Raw genomic sequence first — 18,361 nt, forward strand, 5'->3', positions numbered from 1 at the left:
AAGCCGAACGCAGCACGTCATCGCGCCAAAGCGCAACCGAAAAATGCAGCGCGCCCACGACGCAGACCTCTACAAGGAGCGCAATCGCATCGAGCGCTTCTTCAGCAAGCTCAAACAGTTTCGACGCGCCGCAACCCGATACGACAAACTGCTCGTGAACGTCATGGGATTGGCCAAGCTCGCGGCAATCGCAATGTGGCTCAAATAGTTAAATCGTCGCCTCGCTCTAGGGAGGCAAAGCGTCCGCTACCATTGATCTTCTACCGGGACTGCCGGATGCAGAGCAAGATCGAAGCGGCGGCCATCACCGTTGCCATCCAAGTTAAACAGTTGTCCCCATCCGTTTACTGCGACCGGGGCAACTCATAGGTCTGCGGCAACCGTCGATATGCTTCTTTACAACGCGGCGAGAAAAACCAGGGACCCTGCGGGGCGGCCCGCTTATGGGATGAATATGGTGCATGCATCTTGCACACCGGATCGATCCAAGCCGGGTCAGCCGACGGAGCAAGCTGGATTCCATAGAGAGGGGCTTCCCAGGCCACCGATCTAAGCGCCACCGTTCCGAGGTCTCGCACCAGCGGCCGAACTTGATCGCCCACTCAGACACGGTCTGGAACGAGACATCGATTCCACGCTCGGCAAGCAGATTGTCGACATAAGGCAGGCCCCGCGGAAACGGAAAGTACCGCATGCCCGATGATCTCGGCGGGAAAGCGGTGGCGCTTGAAATGCTGGGCAATGGGTTGGTCGAATCGCTACGGTCGACCTCACATTGCCATCTCGATCAGCACCAATCGTAAGGCGATACTGCCCAAAATTGCCGAATTCTGAAAAAAATGTCGATTCCGCATTTGGCGGGGACAATCCAGCCACGCCCATCAGGATTTTCTAAAGTTTTCAATGGATGCATGTCGCCATGGTTGTAGAAAGAATAACTCGCGGCAAGCGAGATATTAAAGCTGCCACATTTTGGGCGACTCGAAATTCACCAAATATTTCAAAACGTAACTTTGGATCGATTAAGATATTGTGGCAGCAATAAGGCTATGCTTCTCAAGCACTTACTGTTGCGTTGCTGTTGCGCCCTCCAGAATGTCGCCCTATAACCTGCCGCCGTAACGCAGGATTAACCGCAAATATTAACGGGCGGGGGTTGAGGAACAAGACCATGACAACATACTACGTAGCAACGACTGGCAGCAACGGTGGTAACGGCAGTACCTCCTCTCCTTTCCGCACGATCGGCGACGCGATGGCGTCGAACCTTAAGCCCGGCGACGAGGTCGTGGTGAAGGCGGGGACCTACAACGAGGCTATTAACATCGACAAAGACGGCTCGGCGGCAGCCGACATCACACTGCGCTCGGAAGTGCCCGGCGGGGCGCTGATCCGGCCGCCCGCGGGCTCGTGGAACGCGATCAGTGTCAACGCCAACTACGTGACAATCGACGGCTTTGACATCGGCGGCGCCAAAGGCGACGGCATCGAAGCGAACAATGTCCACCACATCTCAGTTCTCAACAACAAGGTCCACGGCAGCGGGGAGTCGGGCATTCAGTTCAACTGGTCGGACTTCATTCGCATCGAAGGGAACGAGACCTACAATAACGCGTCGACGGGCTGGTTCTCGGGCATCTCGATCTACCAGAACCGGAACATCACCGGCGATACCTCGACCGACGGCTACCGGACGATCGTTCGGGACAACATCTCGCACGACAACGTCACGAAGTCGGGTGCGCACACCGACGGCAACGGCATCATCATCGACGATTTCCAGAGCACGCAGACGAGCGGTCATCCGAACTACACGTTCAAGACCCTGGTCGACAATAACCTCGTCTACGAGAACGGCGGCAAAGGCATCCAGGTTACCTGGAGCGACTCCGTCACGGTGAAAAACAACACCGCATACCACAACAATCAGGACCCGGCGAACAGCGGCACCTGGCGCGGCGAGCTCAGCAATTCGGCGTCGAGCAACAACACCTGGGTCAACAACATCGCCGTGGCGGACCCATCGCTGAACAAGAACAACACCGCGATCGATAACACGTCGACCGACAGCTACAAGAACACTAACGTCGTCTGGGCCAACAACATCACCTACAACGGCACGGCCGGTCAGGCATCGGTCAAGACCGACGGCGGCAACGCGATGCCGAGCGCGGCGAACGGCAACAAGCTCGGCATCGACCCGAAGTTCGCGGGGGCAGCGAGCGACAACTTCCACCTCGGCTCCGGCTCGTCGGCGATCGACAGCGGAACCAGCAAGTACGGCGTCGGCTCGGTCGATCTGGACGGCCACGCTCGCGTCGTTGGAACTGTCGACATGGGTGCCTACGAATCTGGCTCCAGCTCGACACCGGGAACGCCAACTACGCCGACGAACCCAGGAACGCCAACCACGCCGACGCAACCGGGAACGCCAACCACACCGACGAAGGTATTCACCGGCACCAACGGCAACGACATCCTGCCACACACCGGTCAGTCCAACGGCGGCAACGAAACCTTCAAGGGTCTCGGCGGCAGTGACGTGTTGAAGGGCGGCGCCGGCGCGGACGTGCTCGACGGCGGCAGCGGCAACGACACGGCCAGCTATGCGGGCTCCGGCGCGGTCAGCGTCAATTTGGCGACCAAGGCCGCATCGGGCGGGCAGGCCGCCGGTGACAAGATCGCCAGCGTCGAAAACTTGACTGGCTCCAGCTACAACGACGTGCTGACCGGCGGCAATGGCGGCAGCAACGTTCTCAATGGCGGGGCTGGCGCGGACAAGCTCAGCGGCGGCGCCGGCGGGGACGTCCTCAATGGTGGTGCCGACAACGACACGGCCGGCTATGCGGGCTCCGGCGGGGTCAACGTCAACTTGGCGACTGGGGCGGCAACGGGCGGCCATGCCGCCGGTGACAAGTTCGTCAGCATCGAAAACTTGACTGGCTCCAGCTACAACGACGTGCTGACCGGAAATAGCGGCAGCAACATTCTCGATGGCGGGGCCGGCGCGGACAAGCTGAACGGCGGACTCGGCAACGACAAGCTGTTCGGAAAAGCCGGCGCAGACATTCTGACCGGCGGCGGCGGCGGCGATACCTTCGTCTTCAATGTGAAGCCCGACAATATCAGCGTCGACCACATCCGGGATTTTTCCTCCGCGGCGGGCGACAAGCTGATGCTCGATCATTCGATTTTCGCCGCGCTCAGCCTATCCCAATTTTCGGACGAGAATTTCGTTCTGGGAACAAAAGCGCTGGAGGCTGATGACAAGCTGATCTACGATCAGAAGAGCGGCATTCTATCCTATGACGCGGATGGAAGCGCAGCGGGCGCGGCCGTCCATGTCGCGGATCTCGATAATTCCGCAGCACTTCACTTCAAAGATTTCCTGCTTGTCTAACCAGGTCGGCCCGTCGCCTTTCAGGCGGCGGGCCTACAGCGTCACGGGCAGTCGTGTCTCTCCGCTTGCCGGCACGAAAAAAACCCGGCCACATTCTCCGTTGACGCCACTCAGGCCGCAACGGAGAAACCTTTGCCCTGGATCGCCTAGATTGCCCATTTCATCGCCGCGGCATTTCTGACCAACGGCATCCCGCATTTCGTCAACGGGGTCAGCGGCAGGCCGTTCTGCATTCCCTTCGCGCAAGGGGCAAAGCTCGGCTCACCGACGGCGAATGTCGTCTGGGCCTGGGCGAATTTCCTCATCGCCTTCCCAAGCCGCTCGGGCAGATCTCGCCAGTGACTACCGGAACGCCCCGGGAACACCGCTCGTCGTATCGCCCTTTCGTTACTCGGGCCGCGCGACTACGCTTTCGGTGTCCGCCCCAGCCTTCTGAAGATCCTGTAAACTGCCAAATTCTCCCGAAGGCATGATCCCGGGATGTATTCGGAAGCTCTTGTCGTTCAAATTGCCGGCGTAGCGGTTATTCGCGAACTGCACGTATCCAGGCCCATGGTCAGGAGCGTAGACATAGGCTGCAAGCCCGTTGCTACCATCGATCGACACGATATTGCTCTCGATACGATTAGGACGTGCCCATGACGGACGCCAACCCCTGCCCGTACCGTCATCAACGCGAAAAGCCGCGCCCGATCCGTGCGTGATAACGTTTCCGGTCACCAAGTTGCTCCAGCCGCCGTTGATGCCGATCGCCGATATATTGTCCGACAGCGTATTTCCTTCGATGCGCACACCACTGGCCTTGCCATCGGTGTAGATCGCCCAACTAATGGGAGTCGGCCATTCATTGATATTTTCATATCCGGGAGGCCAAAACGTCCCATCGGCCCTGTTCATGAGTTGACCTGTCCCGGTGACCAGATTGTAGCGGATGCTGCTGTTCAGGAGGTCAGCCTGCTCGCCCATCAGCTTGATTGCACCGCCATCTGCCGTCTGCTGATTGGCATTGCGGATCTCGTTATGTTCGATGACTGCGTCGTGGACTGCGTCTTGTGCTCCCCACAGTGAGCCGCCGGCGATACCGAACTGCGCAGTATTTTCGACCAGGTTATGAGCGATCCTGATACTGTCGGTCGCCTGGAACCATATCCCCGCGGTTTCAAAGTAAACCCTTCCGATGTCATGAATATGGTTCGACAGGATTATGGCACCGTCGGATTTGCCGAAGCTGCCATAGGTCGTGCCAACGTAAATCCCGTTGCCAGCCACATCTCCAATCACGTTGCCGGCAATCAAGACATCTTTGCTCTCGGAAACATGGATGCCGACGCCGACATTTTCGATGGAGTTGCCGAGCAGCCGAACACCGTCCGAGTGATCGAGCCGTATGGCCCCAAAGCTTCTGGTATCGGTACCGAACTTGCCGCTGCCCCGCGGATCCCCATCCCGAAACTGGAGCCCCGATACAACCATCCCGTCGGCTCCATCCAGCCTGAAGAGGGTCGGCAGGATGCCGGCCACAGCCGTAGAACTTGTTGGGAGTCCATCGGCCGGGATATAATCGAGTTGACCTTTGGTTCGGTCGTACCACCACTCCCCGGGCGCATCGAGCAGCGCCGCCGCCCCGGTCAGGAAATAGCGGCTGCCTTCTGCGGTGAAGAAATAGCTGGTGCCTTGGGTATTTATCGCCCGGTTCGCGGTGTCGATTGAAACCACTGGGAGGGTGTCACTGCCCCACTGGCTGCCGGGGTGAAAACCACCGACGATGTGGGCGACAAGCCCTGCTGCATTTTTTGAGATCGGAAGATCGCCGGCATGGAAGCAAAAGCGCGTGTTACCATGCCATTCATCGTCGTCCTGCGTGCACTTGGCCGCGAAAAGCCACCCTTTGCGCGGGTCTCCATCGAGTGGAGCGTTGGGAAAGCGAGCCTGCATCTGGCGCGCGCCGCTGACGAAAAGATCACCCACATCCCGGCCCGCAGGCAGCTTCAGTGACGCCTTCCAGCGACCATCGGCCTGCGCCGTCCAATTGCGCACAATCGGGCCGCCGTGCAGAACCGGCGCCTCGTTGCATCTCGCCGCGATGATCAGGCCCGCATCGCGAGCATCGAAGACTATCGGTTCAGCAAGATAGTAATCCCCATTGCCCATTGCGATCGTATTCTGGCCGCCCTTCTGGCGCGCAGCATCCCGCGCTCTTTCAATACTGGCAAAAGGACCGTCTGTACGCCGAGAATTTGCTTTAGGAAGGTGCCCGCTCCAGGTGTCTTTGCCATCGGGAGAGACATAGAATACTGCCCGGGCCGCGGGTGCTCCGGTCAATATGTTGCTCAGTGAAGTCCCCTTCAGCTTGTCCGAAAAGGTCGCCGGCGAGGCTTCCGCGCAGGTTGCCTCCCTGACCGCCGTCCGCAGCCTGTCGGGCGCATCTGCGTCCGGGCTCACCGAGGCCAGCTTGCCCGGCTGCGGAAAGAGCATCGCAAGCAAAATGCTCAAGATCGGTGCGAAGCGCTGCCTCATGAGATTTGCAGCTCCGCCGTTCTGCTGCGGGCCCGTACCCGCAATTGCCGGCCGGGGGCCGTCGAAGTAACAACAGGCTCATATAGAGAGAACATGATGATGGCTGTTGTGAACAGAATGAAAATCGCGTCATTCTGGATCAGGAAGATTGTCTCGGTCAGGTTCATCACCAAAATCACAACCGTGAAGACGTTCAGCCAGAGCCAGCCATAATGCGGGTCCCCGCATTGGAGGGCCGCCCCTTGGCGGAGTGCCTGCAAAAGCATCAGAGCGAACAAAGTCATTCCGCTTATTCCGAAGCTCAGCAGCGTATCGCGGAATCCATTATGGGCGTGAGGAGCCATCCACTGGATCTTTGACCAGATAATCCAGGCTTCGGGATTCGCTTCTGTCCAAAACGCTTGGTAGCCGAAGCCGAGCAGCAGATGATCGGCGATCTGGCCATCGACCAGCTCCCACAAGGGCACTCGGCCCGTCAAAGTGGCATCCTTGCCAAGCGCCTCAAGGAATGGGACCAGGAATTCGTGAAGCAAAAGGAGGATCCCGACGAACATTTGAAAGAAAAAGAGGATGAAGACGATGCGACCGATGCCACGGATTCGCTGCAACATGGAGTAGAACCCGATCAGGCAATATGCCGATACCGTCGCAATTGTCGCGGTCATCGATCCGGAAAGGAAGAGACAAGCCCCGCCCGCCGCCAACAAGATCAAAGCGGTTCGCCGCAATCCTCGGTTGCTGTCCATTGCGACGGCGGTCGACACCAGTATCATCATGCCGGCGTACCAACCAAGGCTGTTCTTGTGGATGAATATGCCGCGCATCGCGCTGTCCGTGGGCATGCGAGCGAGCCCCGGTGATACTAGAAAAATCAACAGGCTGAGGACAATACATGTTCCGAAGGTCGCAAATGCAATGAGAAGCAACTGCCTCGGTGTAAAGCGTATCGCCAACACATAAGCCAGAAGTACGGTGAAGAGCAGGCCGATGGCACGCCTGAGAGTCGTCGACGGGCCAACCGACCAGAAGACAGACACGAAGGGCATGGCGACCATCAGCGGGACAAGCCAATTTCGCTTGAGCGCGGTGAGAAATTGCGGAAAATTTCGTGCCAGCATCAGCAATGTAAACCCGTATACGGGTAGGCAAAGCAGACGCAACATAGACTTGGCATGATCGCTAAGGCCTCCGTCGGCATCCGCCAGCATGAGCGGGAAAAGCGCGCCTGTCTGAAGAAAAAGGCATAGGCCGGCGCCCCAGCACTCTATCGCTCGCCAACTGACAGTCGGCCCATTCGCTATTCTAAGCGTATACGCTCTCATTACCGGTCCCGACCTGCTTGTACAGATGAGAGGCTGTTGATCGCGGCAATTTGGAAAGACATGGGTCCCCTTTCATAGCTGCGCTGCTTACCAACGAACAATCATCCCGCCACATCCCCGGTCAACCAACGCAAACGAAGGCGGGGCTAAGCCTAACGTCCATACCCACCATCCAAGGACGTTGTTTGGATTAAGCTTACGGTCTACCCCTCCCCCAAAAGTTGGTGCTGGGGCCTACGACATTGCCCATAAGAGGAGATGTCACCCGTGACCAATCACCGGTAGCTTGACGATGAAAGCATACCGCGAAGCACGTCGCGCTGAGCCGCAGTTTCCGGTGAAGTGAGGCAATAATTCTGGCGCAGCCGGCTGTTGGCAGGTGACGCTTAGAAGGGTTGGGATTGCAATGGTTCTGCGTCATGGTCCTGGTTTTGTACGTTATATAAAGGGAGCGTCACGCGTTGCGGCGTTGTCGGCGGTGACCCTACCGGCTCAAGGCGAAATCCTGATCGAGCAGAACTCCTTCCATCAATTCGCGCTGCCAAACGCGCGAGCGTTCGCAACTCCGGCGCACCGACGTGTCGCCCAGCGACGCGCTTGAGGGGTGTCATGGAGCGGCCTACAATCAGCGTCCTTATCAATAACTACAACTACGGTCGCTTCGTTGCCCGGGCAATTGACAGCGCCTTGAGCCAACAGGCGTCCAATGTCGAGATAATCGTCGTCGACGACGGCTCGAGCGACCAGTCGCGCTCTGTTCTCGACGGCTATGACAAGCGGGTGAAGGTGCTCTTCCAGGAGAACCAGGGACAGGCCGCCGCCATAAATGCTGCTGTGAAGTTAAGCAGTGGCGACATCCTCTGTTTTCTCGATGCCGATGACTGGTGGGCGCCAGGCAAGCTGTCGGCAACCGCCGCTGCTTTCCACTCCAATCCTCAGGCATCGCTTGTCTATCACCGACTTCAGCCAACGCAGAACGATGGCTCACCAGCCTTCAGGCCGATCCCTCGGACCCTGTGTTCAGGAAATTTGTCGCCACGGCTCGCCAGATCGGCTGGTTGGTGGCCCTTCCCGATGACATCAGCCATCGCTGTAAGACGTAGCGCGTGGGATGCTGCAGGGGATATTCCCGAGCAGTTCCGCATGTCTGCCGATGCCTGGCTCACAGGCATCTATCCATTTCTGGGGAGCGTTGTCGCCTTGTCGGATTCACTCGGTTTCTATCGGATTCACAACAATAATTGGTATCGGCCAGTCGATGACGCCGCCATGCTGCGAAAGCGGATGGCCCATTGGAAGGCTACCGTTGAAGCGACGAACCGGTTTCTTTCCGCGCACGATCTGGCGGGAAGGCTGCGTCTGACTGATCACTATCCGTACCGGGTCGCCTCAGCCAAGCTGCAGGGCGCCGATACACGCACCCGGTTCAGCCTTGCTGTGGAAGGGCTCTTTTTTGCCGGAGAACCAAACTTGCTGAGGCGGACGCGTGATGCATTGCGCACAGCCTACGACTTGCCTCGACTTGGTCAGGATGTCGGCGTGTCGGAGTCAGCGGGATGAAGGCACTGCTGCTGGTTTCCGAACTGGAAGACTACACCATCTCCTTCGCTAGCGGCGTTGCGCGACATGCGCACGTCGTCCTAGCGGTTCCGCGCAGGCGCTACGCACACCTTGCTTCATGGATCGATCCGGCTGTCGATCTGCACCTCATGGACTGGCCAAGGCACCGCTCGCTCTCCAATCCCTGGTTCCTGCACCAACTCACACGTCTTATCCGGCAGGAGCGGCCGAACGTCATTCACCTTCTGAGCAACTCGACGCTCTGGTTGAACTTCGCCGCGCCGTTCTGGCGTCCGATCCCGATCGTGACCACCGTCCATGACGTGGAAGTGCATCCCGGCGATTCCGACACCCGTACGCTGCCCGCCTGGGCTCCCCAATTGATGGTGCGGCAATCGGGTCATGTCGTCGTCCATGGCGAAGGGCTGAAACAAATGGTCCTCGAGCGATATTCAAAATCGCCTGATTGTGTCCATGTCCTGTCGCATCCCGCCATTCATCGCTACGCGGAGCTCGCTCGGCGGCACAAGATGGCGCGGCGCGGCGCAGATGGAACTTTGCGCGTTCTGCTTTTCGGACGGATTTTTGCTTACAAGGGATTGGAGCATCTGATCCGTGCCGAGGCGATGCTCAAGGACCTGCTCCCCAATCTACGCATCACGGTGGCAGGCCGCGGCGATGATCCGTGGATCTTCCAGCCCCTTATGGGGGACGCCGTCCGCTATGATATTCGCAACCGCTTTATCGAGGATATGGAGGTCGCCCAGCTCTTTCTGGATGCCGACATCGTTGTCCTTCCCTATACGGAAGCCTCTCAAAGCGGAGTCCTCAATCTTGCCGCGGCATTTGGCAAACCGGTTATCGTGACTGATGTCGGCGAATTGCGAGCCACCGTTCTGCCAAACGGACTGGGAATGGTGGTTCCACCCGGGGATGTGGAACAGCTCGCGATAGCCATACGGACACTGGCGGAAAACAGCGAGCTCAGAAGCAGCTTCGGGATCAACGCGCTCGCATGGGCTACAGGTCCGAATTCGCCTCAACAGGTCGGAGCACAGGCTGCGGCCGTTTATCGTAAGGTGATCGGGGCATGCTGATGAACGCGCTCACGGATGGGAATCGGGTAGCGACGCGCAACGCAGCAGCAACCGTCCGCCACTACGTCCCGGGTGGTTGCGAAAACGGTGGCGGAATTGGCAGGCTCGTCGGATATATATCGAACACGGCGAAGGAGGCCGGCGAAACACACCTCGTCACCGACACCAGAGGGCCTCGGTGGTCCTCAGTTGCGTCGCCTATGCGCCTGCTCGGCGCCGTCTTGATGATGGCAAAGGATCGGATAGTTGCTCCGGCACGCATTCACCATATTCATGTCGCGGGTCGCGGTAGCACCGCAAGAAAACTGATCCTGACCGAGGCTGCCCGTCTCCTCGGATGCTCTCACATATTGCACCTGCACGACTACGACTACGCGACCGACTTTGCCGCACGCTCGCCACGTCAACAAATGCTTGTACGCCGGATGTTCCAACATGCCGACCAGGTCGTGGCACTGGGCCAGCGCGACCGCATCACGCTAACGACGCTTCTCGGTGTAGAAGAGCGCCGCGTAGTCGTCATCGGCAATTGTGTTCCCGACCCCGGGCCGCGCAATGTTCATGTCGGCGAGATGCCGTTGATCATATTTCTCGGCCGGCTGAGCGAACGTAAAGGCGTTCAGGAGCTTCTGCTTGCCTTAAGTCATCCGATCATGAAAGAACTCCGGTGGCGAGCCGTGCTGGCAGGCGATGGACCTGTGGAAGACTACCGGCGCCAGGCTGCCGCCATGGGGCTTTCAGATCTGGTGAAAATGCCGGGCTGGCTTGGCGCCGACGAGGCCCAAGCGCTGTGTACACGGGCAGATATCCTGGTCTTACCTTCGCATGCCGAGGGCTTGGCAATGGCTGTGGTCGAAGGGCTTGCCCATGGGCTCGCCGTCGTCACCACGCGCGTCGGCGCGCATGGCGAAGTCATCTCCGATGGTGAAACCGGCGTCTTCGTACCTGTCGGAGACAAGGATGCCCTGGCTGCGGCGCTGGCTAAGCTCGTCACCGACCCGAAAGTCCGCAACTATCTGTCGGCCAAGGCCCGTGCTCATTATCTCAACAATTTCAGTATGAAGGCTTACATGCGATCGCTGGACAAACTCTACGACGCTATCTCCGCGCAACCTCAAACAACGGCTGGTGAACGATGACTATTTCGACTGTGCCGCCAGACCGCAACCCCTCGCTCTCGTCGATGCGCTACGATCCCCGGCTTCAGGTAGAGACTCGTTCGGACGAAATTGATCTGACTTCAGGCCTGCGCCTTATCCGGCGACGGATGGTCATGATAATGGCGATCATCATGGTATTTATGGCGGTTGCCGTAACCGTGATTTCTGGATTGAAGCCGACTTATCATGCCGAGTCCCGGCTGATCATCCACACCCCTCTGGCGACAAAGCTCGGCACCGACGAGTCCGGCCGCAACGATCCGCTGGACGCCACATCTGAGACCGAACGGCTTCTTTCCAGAAGCATCGCAGAGCGGGTAATCCGCGACCTGCGGCTCAATGAATGGCCGGAATTCAATCCGGCGCTGCAAGAAATCTCGCCTATCGACAAGATCCGATCAATGCTGCGCGGTTGGGTCGATAGTGAAAAACCGTCCTTGCCGATACGGGACAGCATCGAGCCGATAATCCCGAAGTACTACAAGGCCCTCCGCGTTTGGCGCGATGGCCAGGGTGACGTCATTCAGATCGGTTTCGATGCGAGCGACCCCGAACGGGCCGCTTCTGTCCCGAACCGGCTCATCAGCATCTACCTCGAAGAGCGCAAGGACAGCCTGCGTGGTCGAGTGGACGCAGCAGAAGAATGGCTTCTGCTGCGCATCGACGAACAGATGGGGCGCGCCAAGGCAGCACGCGATGCCGCCGACGTGTACCAGAAAACTACCGACGTTGCCTCAAATGACGACGATCAGGTTGAACAGATCAAGTCGATCATGGAGCTGGGCGAGCGGCGGACAAAAATCGAACAAGGCCGCGCTGAAGCGAGAGCAACGATATCCGCACTCGAAGCGGCCGACGACCCCTCGCTCGTCCTGCAGAATATGGTCATTCCCGACAGCATTGTTGCAATGCAACGCGAGCTTCGTGCGAAGGAGCAAGATCTCGAGCGCCTTCTTGAGACATATGGCAACACCGCCGAAGCCGTGGTCGACGCGCGCGCCAAGATCCTCAAAACTCGCACCGATCTCAGCCTTGCAACCGATCGATATCTCCAATCGATACACGCCAAGCTTGCGGCGCTCGATCATGAGGACGACGCAATCCGGTCGGCATTGGCGACTGCTCATGAGAAACGCACTCGCTCTGCCCTGGCGCAAACCGAGTTGGCCCGACTCCAGCGCATGGCTGACAAAGAGCAAACGGCGCTGGACAAGCTCGAGGAGCAGCGCCGTGGCCTGGCTGCGCAAGCCATGTTGCCGGGCGCGGAACTGGAAGTCTTGTCACCGGCCGCGGTGCCGCTGGCGCCGCAGGGACGCGGGCGGCTTTTCTATTTGATCGGCGCCCTTTTGGCTTCGATATCGATCGCGGTGACGGCCGCTTTCGTGGTCGAGATGTTGGACAATTCAGTCCGCAGCTTCGACCAGATGGCCGGAATGTCGCGCATCGTACCCGCCGGATTCATCCCACACCTGAAACGGAAAGACCGGAGAGATCCGTCGATGCTCTTCGGGAGCATCCAAGACGGGATGTTTGACGAAGCAATTCGCTCCGTCATGACTTCGCTCAAACAATCCAACGGCGGAAAGTTGCCCAACAGTATCGTTGTGACGTCGGCTCACAGCGGAGAGGGCAAGTCACTTGTCGCCAGATCCCTGGCAATCGATCTCGCCGCCAACGGAATTCCGGTGCTGCTTGTCGATGGCGACCTCAGACTCGGAAATCTCGACTCGTTTTTCAAATCAGAGCTAAAGCAGGGGTTGAACGAATTCCTGTGTGGACAGGCCGGAATGCGGGACATCATCCATCACCATCCAAGCGGCATCGACTTCATCCCGGCTGGCAATGCCGGTCTCCATCGGCGCGTTCGTTTGACTGATGCGGCTGACATCATCGCGAGGGCCGCCTCACTCGGCCAAATCGTCATCTTCGACAGCGCGCCGGTGCTCGCCTCGGCTGATACGATGCATCTGACAGCGTTAGCAGAACGAACGCTGGTGGTCGTAAAATGGGGAAAGACGAGCCGTCGCGCGGTAGAGTTTTGCCTACATCAGCTGAAGACCGCGCGCAACGCAGAGATTGCCGTTGCCATAAATAACGTCAATCCGAAACAACACGCCATGTACAACTTCAACGATTCAGAACTGTTTGTGAGCTCACTGAGGAAGTACCACGAGTACACATGAGTTCGAACAGCATGTCCGCCTGATTCTCCGAAATAAATTATGGAGACCGCATTGAAAAACGAAAATAAGGTTGCGCTGGTTACGGGTATAACTGGCCAGGACGGTGCGTATTTGGCCGAATTGCTCCTGGAGAAGGGCTATATTGTTCACGGCCTCAAGCGACGCTCATCGTCGTTCAACACCAGTCGCATCGAGCATCTATACGAGGATCCCCATGTCGAAAATCCTCGCTTTATTCTGCATTACGGGGACATGACCGATTCAACGAACCTCATCCGCGTCGTTCAGGAAACGCAGCCGGACGAAATCTATAATCTCGCCGCACAGAGCCACGTTCAAGTCTCTTTCGAGACGCCGGAATATACGGCTAACGCCGATGGAACCGGCACCCTTCGGCTCCTTGAAGCAATTCGCCTCCTGGGACTGACCAAGAAGACCCGCTTCTATCAAGCGTCCACCTCAGAGCTCTACGGCAAAGTTCAGGAAGTCCCGCAGAGCGAAACGACACCTTTCTACCCCCGATCCCCCTACGCGGCGGCCAAGCTCTACGCCTATTGGATTGTGGTCAATTATCGCGAGGCATATGGCATGCACGCCTCGAACGGCATTTTGTTCAATCACGAAAGCCCGATCCGCGGCGAAACATTCGTGACGCGCAAAATCACCCGGGCGGCGGCGGCGATCCATCTTGGACTGCAGGAAAGGCTCTATCTCGGCAACTTGGACGCCAAGCGCGACTGGGGACATGCACGAGAATATGTCCGTGGCATGTGGCTGATGCTGCAACAGGACGAACCGGAGGACTATGTCCTTGCGACCGGCGAAACGCACTCGGTTCGTTCCTTTGTCGACAAAGCCTTTGCCCAGGTGGGCATGCCGATTGATTGGCGTGGGAGCGGGGTTGAGGAAAAGGGATACGATAAGACATCCGGCAAGTGTTTGGTGGAGATCGATCCAGCTTACTTCCGTCCGACCGAAGTTGATCTTCTGATTGGCGATCCGACGAAGGCGCACACGAAGCTTGGCTGGAAACATGAGACCAATCTTGATCAGCTGGTTGCGGAGATGGTTCGCGAGGATCTGAAACTCATGGCACGAAATGTTCCGTCGGTCGGTGTAACTAAAGGTTTTGCCTATGCCTGAGGTGATTTACAGCCTTGCCGGAAAGAGGGTCTATGTCGCCGGCCACCGCGGAATGGTGGGCTCTGCGATCGTGCGGCGTCTCGCTTCCGAGGGCTGCGAGATTTTGACGGCCACCCGCGCCGAGGTCGATCTCAGACGGCAGGAGCAGGTGGAGGCCTGGATGAGTAAGCATCGTCCCGATGCTGTCTTCCTGGCTGCTGCGAGGGTCGGCGGTATTCTCGCGAATGCTACCTATCCGGCCGACTTCCTTTACGACAACTTGATTCTCCAGGCGAACGTCATCCACGCCGCCCATAGAACTCAAGTCGAAAAACTGATGTTTCTGGGCTCGTCCTGCATCTATCCGAAATTCGCCGATCAGCCGATCGTTGAGGACTCACTTCTGACCGGATCGCTTGAGCCCACGAATGAATGGTATGCGATCGCCAAAATTGCCGGATTAAAGCTCTGCCAAGCCTATCGCAAACAGCACGGTAGAGATTTCATCTCGGCCATGCCTACCAATCTTTACGGTCCAGGCGACAATTTTGACCTCGGGTCAAGCCATGTCATGCCGGCGCTCATACGCAAGACACATGAGGCCAAGGTCAACCAGCAACAAGAGATATGCGTCTGGGGTACCGGCACGCCGCGGCGCGAATTCCTGCATGTTGACGATTGCGCCGACGCCTGCGTCCATCTCATGAAGACCTATTCCGCCGAAAGTCATGTGAACGTAGGTTGTGGCGAAGACATTACCATCCTCGAATTGGCATACCTCGTCTCCGAGATCGTTGGTTTCGAAGGCAAGATCACGCGCGACCTCACCAAGCCAGATGGCACGCCACGTAAACTCCTGAGCGTCGACAAGCTTCGCACTCTCGGCTGGTCTCCTAAGATAGGTCTGAAGGAGGGTATCGCAGATGCCTATCGCTCCTTCCTTGATGGCCATCATCTCGAACGCAGCGACAGAGCTACGTCCGGCGACTTGATCGGTCAAAGCGACATCAGTTTCGAGAAAGCGAAGGGTTCGGCGCCGCATGCGCCCACGCTCTCGACCGTTGCGCATCATCCCTCGCCATAGGGAATTTGCACGAGGGATAACAGGGTTTTGTCTCGGGGGGACGCATATGCTGGGACGGCGCAAATAATGCAGCCTGTAGACATCAGGATTGCAGCGCTCATTTTCCTGATAGTCGCGTGGGTGATGATTATCGGTGCAGCAATGGATTTTTTCGCGGTCGAAATGCCGATATCGCTTGTCGCGCTATTAGGCAGATAGTCCACATCGGACGGCTCCACCGGGCCTTACCTTCAACCTCATCGCTTGCAGTCGCCACATCGACGGTTTCGCCGTTCTCATCGCCTCGGTAATTTCGCAGAAGATAGGCGAAGCGTAGAACCCGGCTGACATCGGCACTGTGAACGCCGAAATGCGGCACGGCGTTACTGACGCTGGAGCAGCTTTCATACAGAACTTGGAGGTAGAGATGCTCCTTCGCGATCAGGCTAACGAGCATCGGGTATCGGCGACCAGTCCGACTGAATCTTTCCATTGTGCTCACCCAGCTTGGGCGACTTGTTGTGAGATGTCATCGGGATTCCTGAAAAGATGATCGGTGTCCGGATGCCCGGTACTCCGTCATTCATGATCGCCATTCCGCGGTGCTCAACTTGCGGATCCGCGAAAACGTCTTTCACCGAGTTGATCGGCCCAGCGGGCACGCCCACACGTTCAAGTTCGGCGAGCAGATCGGCGCGATTAAAATGTTTCGTCCGCGCCTCTAGAATGGATGTCAAATCGGCTCGATGATGTACGCGGTCTGCGTTTGTCTTGAAATGGATGTCGTCAGCCAAGCTCGCTATCTGCAGAACATCGCAAACCCGAGAAAATTGAGCGTCATTGCCACACGCGATGATGACGCTACCGTCGGAGACCGGAAATACCTGGTAGGGCGCAATGTTAGGATGCGCATTGCCAAGCCGTGTCGGTGACTTCCCGGACGCGAGGAAGTTCATTGCCTGATTGGCAAGCACTCCAACGGCACTGTCCAGGAGAGCCATATCTATGTGCTGGCCCTCTCCCGTGGCGCTGCGAAGAAGCAAGGCTGATTGAATAGCAATGACCGAATAGAGGCCTGTGAATATATCGCCGAACGCCACGCCTATTTTTTGAGGCTCCCGACCGGGCTCGCCGGTCAGATCCATGATCCCCGCCATGCCCTGAACGATGAAATCGTATCCGGCACGTTCGGCATAAGGGCCTGACTGGCCAAAACCGGTGATCGAGCAATAAATTAGACGCGGGTTGATCCGTTTGAGGCTCTCGTAGTCGAGGCCGAACTTCTTAAGCCCACCAACCTTGAAGTTCTCGATGACGACATCGGCATTGGCAATCAGTTCGCGAACTTTTGCGGTGTCTTCTTTAGACTTGAAGTCGGCGGTGATGCTGAGCTTTCCGCGGTTGCAACTATGGAAGTAAGCCGCGGCGACATCATTTCCATCTTCGATAAAAGGAGGGCCCCAGCGACGTGTATCGTCGCCCTCTGGGCTTTCCACCTTGACGACCGTCGCTCCCAAATCCGCAAGGGTCTGACCTGCCCAAGGGCCAGCCAAAATTCGCGCGAGTTCCACAACCCGGATGCCTTGAAGCGGAAATTGCATCGATACTCCTCTTAAACTCTCACAGTCAAAGCAGCCCGCAATGGCTGCTACATATTCGGATAGACCGGCCCCTCGCCGCCCTGCGGCGGCACCCAGTTGATGTTCTGGTTGGGGTCCTTGATGTCGCAGGTCTTGCAGTGCACGCAGTTCTGGGCGTTGATGACAAAGACGTCCTTGCCGTCCTTCTCCACCCATTCATAGACGCCGGCCGGACAGTAGCGCGTCGACGGGCCGGCATAGATGTCATGCTCGGACGACTTCTGAAGGTTCATGTCCTTGACCTGGAGATGCACCGGCTGGTCTTCCTCGTGATTGGTGTTCGACAGGAACACCGAGGACAGGCGATCGAAGGTCAAGACGCCATCGGGCTTCGGATAGGCGATCGGCTTGTGCTGCGACGCCGGCTCCAGGCTCTCAGCATCGGACTTGCCATGTTTCAGCGTGCCGAAGACGGAAAAGCCGAACAGCGTGTTGGTCCACATGTCGAAACCGCCGAGCGCTACGCCGAGTGCTGTGCCGAACTTCGACCACAGCGGCTTGACGTTGCGCACACGCTTCAAATCCTTGCCGATGTCGCCCTTTCGCCATTCATTCTCGATCTCGGTCACTTCGTCATGGCTGCGGCCCGATACAATCGCCGCGGCGATCTTCTCGGCCGCCAGCATGCCCGACAGCACCGCATTGTGGCTGCCCTTGATGCGCGGCACGTTGACGAGACCGGCCGAACAGCCGATCAACGCCCCGCCGGGGAAGGAAAGCTTCGGCACCGACTGGTAACCGCCCTCGGTGATGGCGCGCGCCCCATAGGACAGCCGCTTGCCGCCCTCGAAGGTGGGGCGGATCGCCGGATGGGTCTTGAAGCGCTGGAATTCCTCGAAGGGATAGAGATAGGGGTTCTTGTAATTGAGGTGGACGACGAAGCCGACGGCGACCAGATTGTCTTCCAGGTGATAGAGGAAGGAGCCGCCGCCGGTCTTCATGCCGAGCGGCCAGCCGAAGGAATGCTGCACCAGGCCCGGCCGATGGTTTTCCGGCTTGACCTGCCAGAGCTCCTTGATGCCGATGCCGAACTTTTGCGGTTCACGGTCCTTCGAAAGATCGAACTTGGCAATCAGCTGCTTGGCGAGCGAGCCACGCACACCCTCGCCGATCAGCACGTACTTGCCGAGCAGTTCCATGCCGCGGGTATAGTTCGGCCCGGGCTCGCCATTCTTCTCGATGCCCATGTCGCCGGTCGCAACACCGATCACCGCGCCCTCATCATTGTAGAGCACTTCGGTTGCCGCAAAACCCGGATAGATCTCGACGCCGAGTTCTTCGGCTTTGGTCGCCAGCC

11 protein-coding genes and 2 pseudogenes are annotated in these 18,361 nt (G+C 58.0%); 8 read left to right on the top strand and 5 right to left on the bottom strand.

What is annotated here, in order from left to right; translation table 11 throughout:
- Nucleotides 1–16 precede the first annotated feature (16 nt).
- Nucleotides 17–208 (top strand): annotated as a pseudogene (locus HX898_RS27400) (transposase); the annotation flags it as partial.
- A gap of 375 nt (nt 209–583) precedes the next feature.
- Here HX898_RS27400 and HX898_RS27405 read toward each other — a convergent pair.
- Nucleotides 584–743 (bottom strand): annotated as a pseudogene (locus HX898_RS27405) (IS6 family transposase); the annotation flags it as partial.
- Nucleotides 744–1,171: 428 nt separating this feature from the next.
- Here HX898_RS27405 and HX898_RS27410 point away from each other — a divergent pair.
- On the top strand, nt 1,172–3,400 hold the full coding sequence (locus HX898_RS27410; protein ID WP_180196327.1) for a choice-of-anchor Q domain-containing protein: 2,229 nt from the start codon (nt 1,172–1,174) through the stop codon (nt 3,398–3,400).
- Nucleotides 3,401–3,787: 387 nt separating this feature from the next.
- Here HX898_RS27410 and HX898_RS27415 read toward each other — a convergent pair whose 3' ends face one another.
- Nucleotides 3,788–5,917, bottom strand: a complete 2,130-nt coding sequence (locus tag HX898_RS27415; protein ID WP_180196328.1) for a right-handed parallel beta-helix repeat-containing protein — start codon at nt 5,915–5,917, stop codon at nt 3,788–3,790.
- Nucleotides 5,914–7,239, bottom strand: coding sequence for an O-antigen ligase family protein (locus HX898_RS27420; RefSeq protein WP_138334199.1), 1,326 nt, complete (start codon nt 7,237–7,239; stop codon nt 5,914–5,916). The genes HX898_RS27415 and HX898_RS27420 overlap by 4 nt, the downstream gene beginning before the upstream one ends.
- A 609-nt stretch (nt 7,240–7,848) precedes the next feature.
- Between HX898_RS27420 and HX898_RS27425 the strand changes: the two genes are divergently transcribed.
- The 6 genes from HX898_RS27425 to HX898_RS27450 are packed head-to-tail and all read left to right on the top strand — an operon-like array spanning nt 7,849 to nt 15,445.
- A complete protein-coding gene (locus HX898_RS27425; RefSeq protein WP_180196329.1) occupies nt 7,849–8,799 on the top strand; it encodes a glycosyltransferase in 951 nt (316 codons plus the stop codon).
- Complete coding sequence (locus tag HX898_RS27430; protein ID WP_029875027.1) at nt 8,796–9,896, top strand: glycosyltransferase family 4 protein; 1,101 nt, start codon at nt 8,796–8,798, stop codon at nt 9,894–9,896. Before HX898_RS27425 ends, HX898_RS27430 begins: the two co-directional genes overlap by 4 nt.
- Nucleotides 9,890–11,035 (top strand): glycosyltransferase family 4 protein, encoded by a 1,146-nt coding sequence (locus tag HX898_RS27435; RefSeq protein WP_138334202.1) that lies wholly within the window; start codon nt 9,890–9,892, stop codon nt 11,033–11,035. Before HX898_RS27430 ends, HX898_RS27435 begins: the two co-directional genes overlap by 7 nt.
- Nucleotides 11,032–13,239: a polysaccharide biosynthesis tyrosine autokinase gene (locus HX898_RS27440; RefSeq protein WP_138334204.1), complete on the top strand. Its 2,208-nt coding sequence runs from the start codon at nt 11,032–11,034 to the stop codon at nt 13,237–13,239. Before HX898_RS27435 ends, HX898_RS27440 begins: the two co-directional genes overlap by 4 nt.
- 39 nt (nt 13,240–13,278) lie before the next feature.
- Entirely contained in the window at nt 13,279–14,382 is a 1,104-nt protein-coding gene (gene gmd / locus HX898_RS27445; RefSeq protein ID WP_180196330.1) for a GDP-mannose 4,6-dehydratase, read from the top strand.
- Complete coding sequence (locus HX898_RS27450) at nt 14,375–15,445, top strand: GDP-L-fucose synthase (protein ID WP_062941765.1); 1,071 nt, start codon at nt 14,375–14,377, stop codon at nt 15,443–15,445. Before gmd ends, HX898_RS27450 begins: the two co-directional genes overlap by 8 nt.
- 425 nt (nt 15,446–15,870) lie before the next feature.
- Here the strand turns inward: HX898_RS27450 and HX898_RS27455 are convergent, their stop codons facing one another.
- Entirely contained in the window at nt 15,871–17,025 is a 1,155-nt protein-coding gene (locus HX898_RS27455; protein ID WP_180196331.1) for a CaiB/BaiF CoA-transferase family protein, read from the bottom strand.
- 47 nt (nt 17,026–17,072) lie between these two features.
- Nucleotides 17,073–18,361: electron transfer flavoprotein-ubiquinone oxidoreductase (locus HX898_RS27460; RefSeq protein WP_180196332.1), on the bottom strand; the 1,289-nt coding region annotated here is incomplete at its 5' end.

It is taken from the genome of Rhizobium sp. WYCCWR 11128, assembly GCF_013416305.1.
In the GTDB taxonomy this organism is placed as follows: domain Bacteria; phylum Pseudomonadota; class Alphaproteobacteria; order Rhizobiales; family Rhizobiaceae; genus Rhizobium; species Rhizobium indicum.

Excerpts from the sequence above, each read along its gene's own strand:
- HX898_RS27450 (WP_062941765.1), top strand. The coding sequence starts at position 14,375 with ATGCCTGAGGTGATTTACAGCCTTGCCGGAAAGAGGGTCTATGTCGCC.
- HX898_RS27430 (WP_029875027.1), top strand. The coding sequence starts at position 8,796 with ATGAAGGCACTGCTGCTGGTTTCCGAACTGGAAGACTACACCATCTCC.
- gmd (WP_180196330.1), top strand. The coding sequence starts at position 13,279 with ATGGAGACCGCATTGAAAAACGAAAATAAGGTTGCGCTGGTTACGGGT.
- HX898_RS27415 (WP_180196328.1), bottom strand. The coding sequence starts at position 5,917 with ATGAGGCAGCGCTTCGCACCGATCTTGAGCATTTTGCTTGCGATGCTC.
- HX898_RS27440 (WP_138334204.1), top strand. The coding sequence starts at position 11,032 with ATGACTATTTCGACTGTGCCGCCAGACCGCAACCCCTCGCTCTCGTCG.
- HX898_RS27410 (WP_180196327.1), top strand. The coding sequence starts at position 1,172 with ATGACAACATACTACGTAGCAACGACTGGCAGCAACGGTGGTAACGGC.
- HX898_RS27420 (WP_138334199.1), bottom strand. The coding sequence starts at position 7,239 with ATGAGAGCGTATACGCTTAGAATAGCGAATGGGCCGACTGTCAGTTGG.
- HX898_RS27435 (WP_138334202.1), top strand. The coding sequence starts at position 9,890 with ATGCTGATGAACGCGCTCACGGATGGGAATCGGGTAGCGACGCGCAAC.
- HX898_RS27425 (WP_180196329.1), top strand. The coding sequence starts at position 7,849 with ATGGAGCGGCCTACAATCAGCGTCCTTATCAATAACTACAACTACGGT.
- HX898_RS27455 (WP_180196331.1), bottom strand. The coding sequence starts at position 17,025 with ATGCAATTTCCGCTTCAAGGCATCCGGGTTGTGGAACTCGCGCGAATT.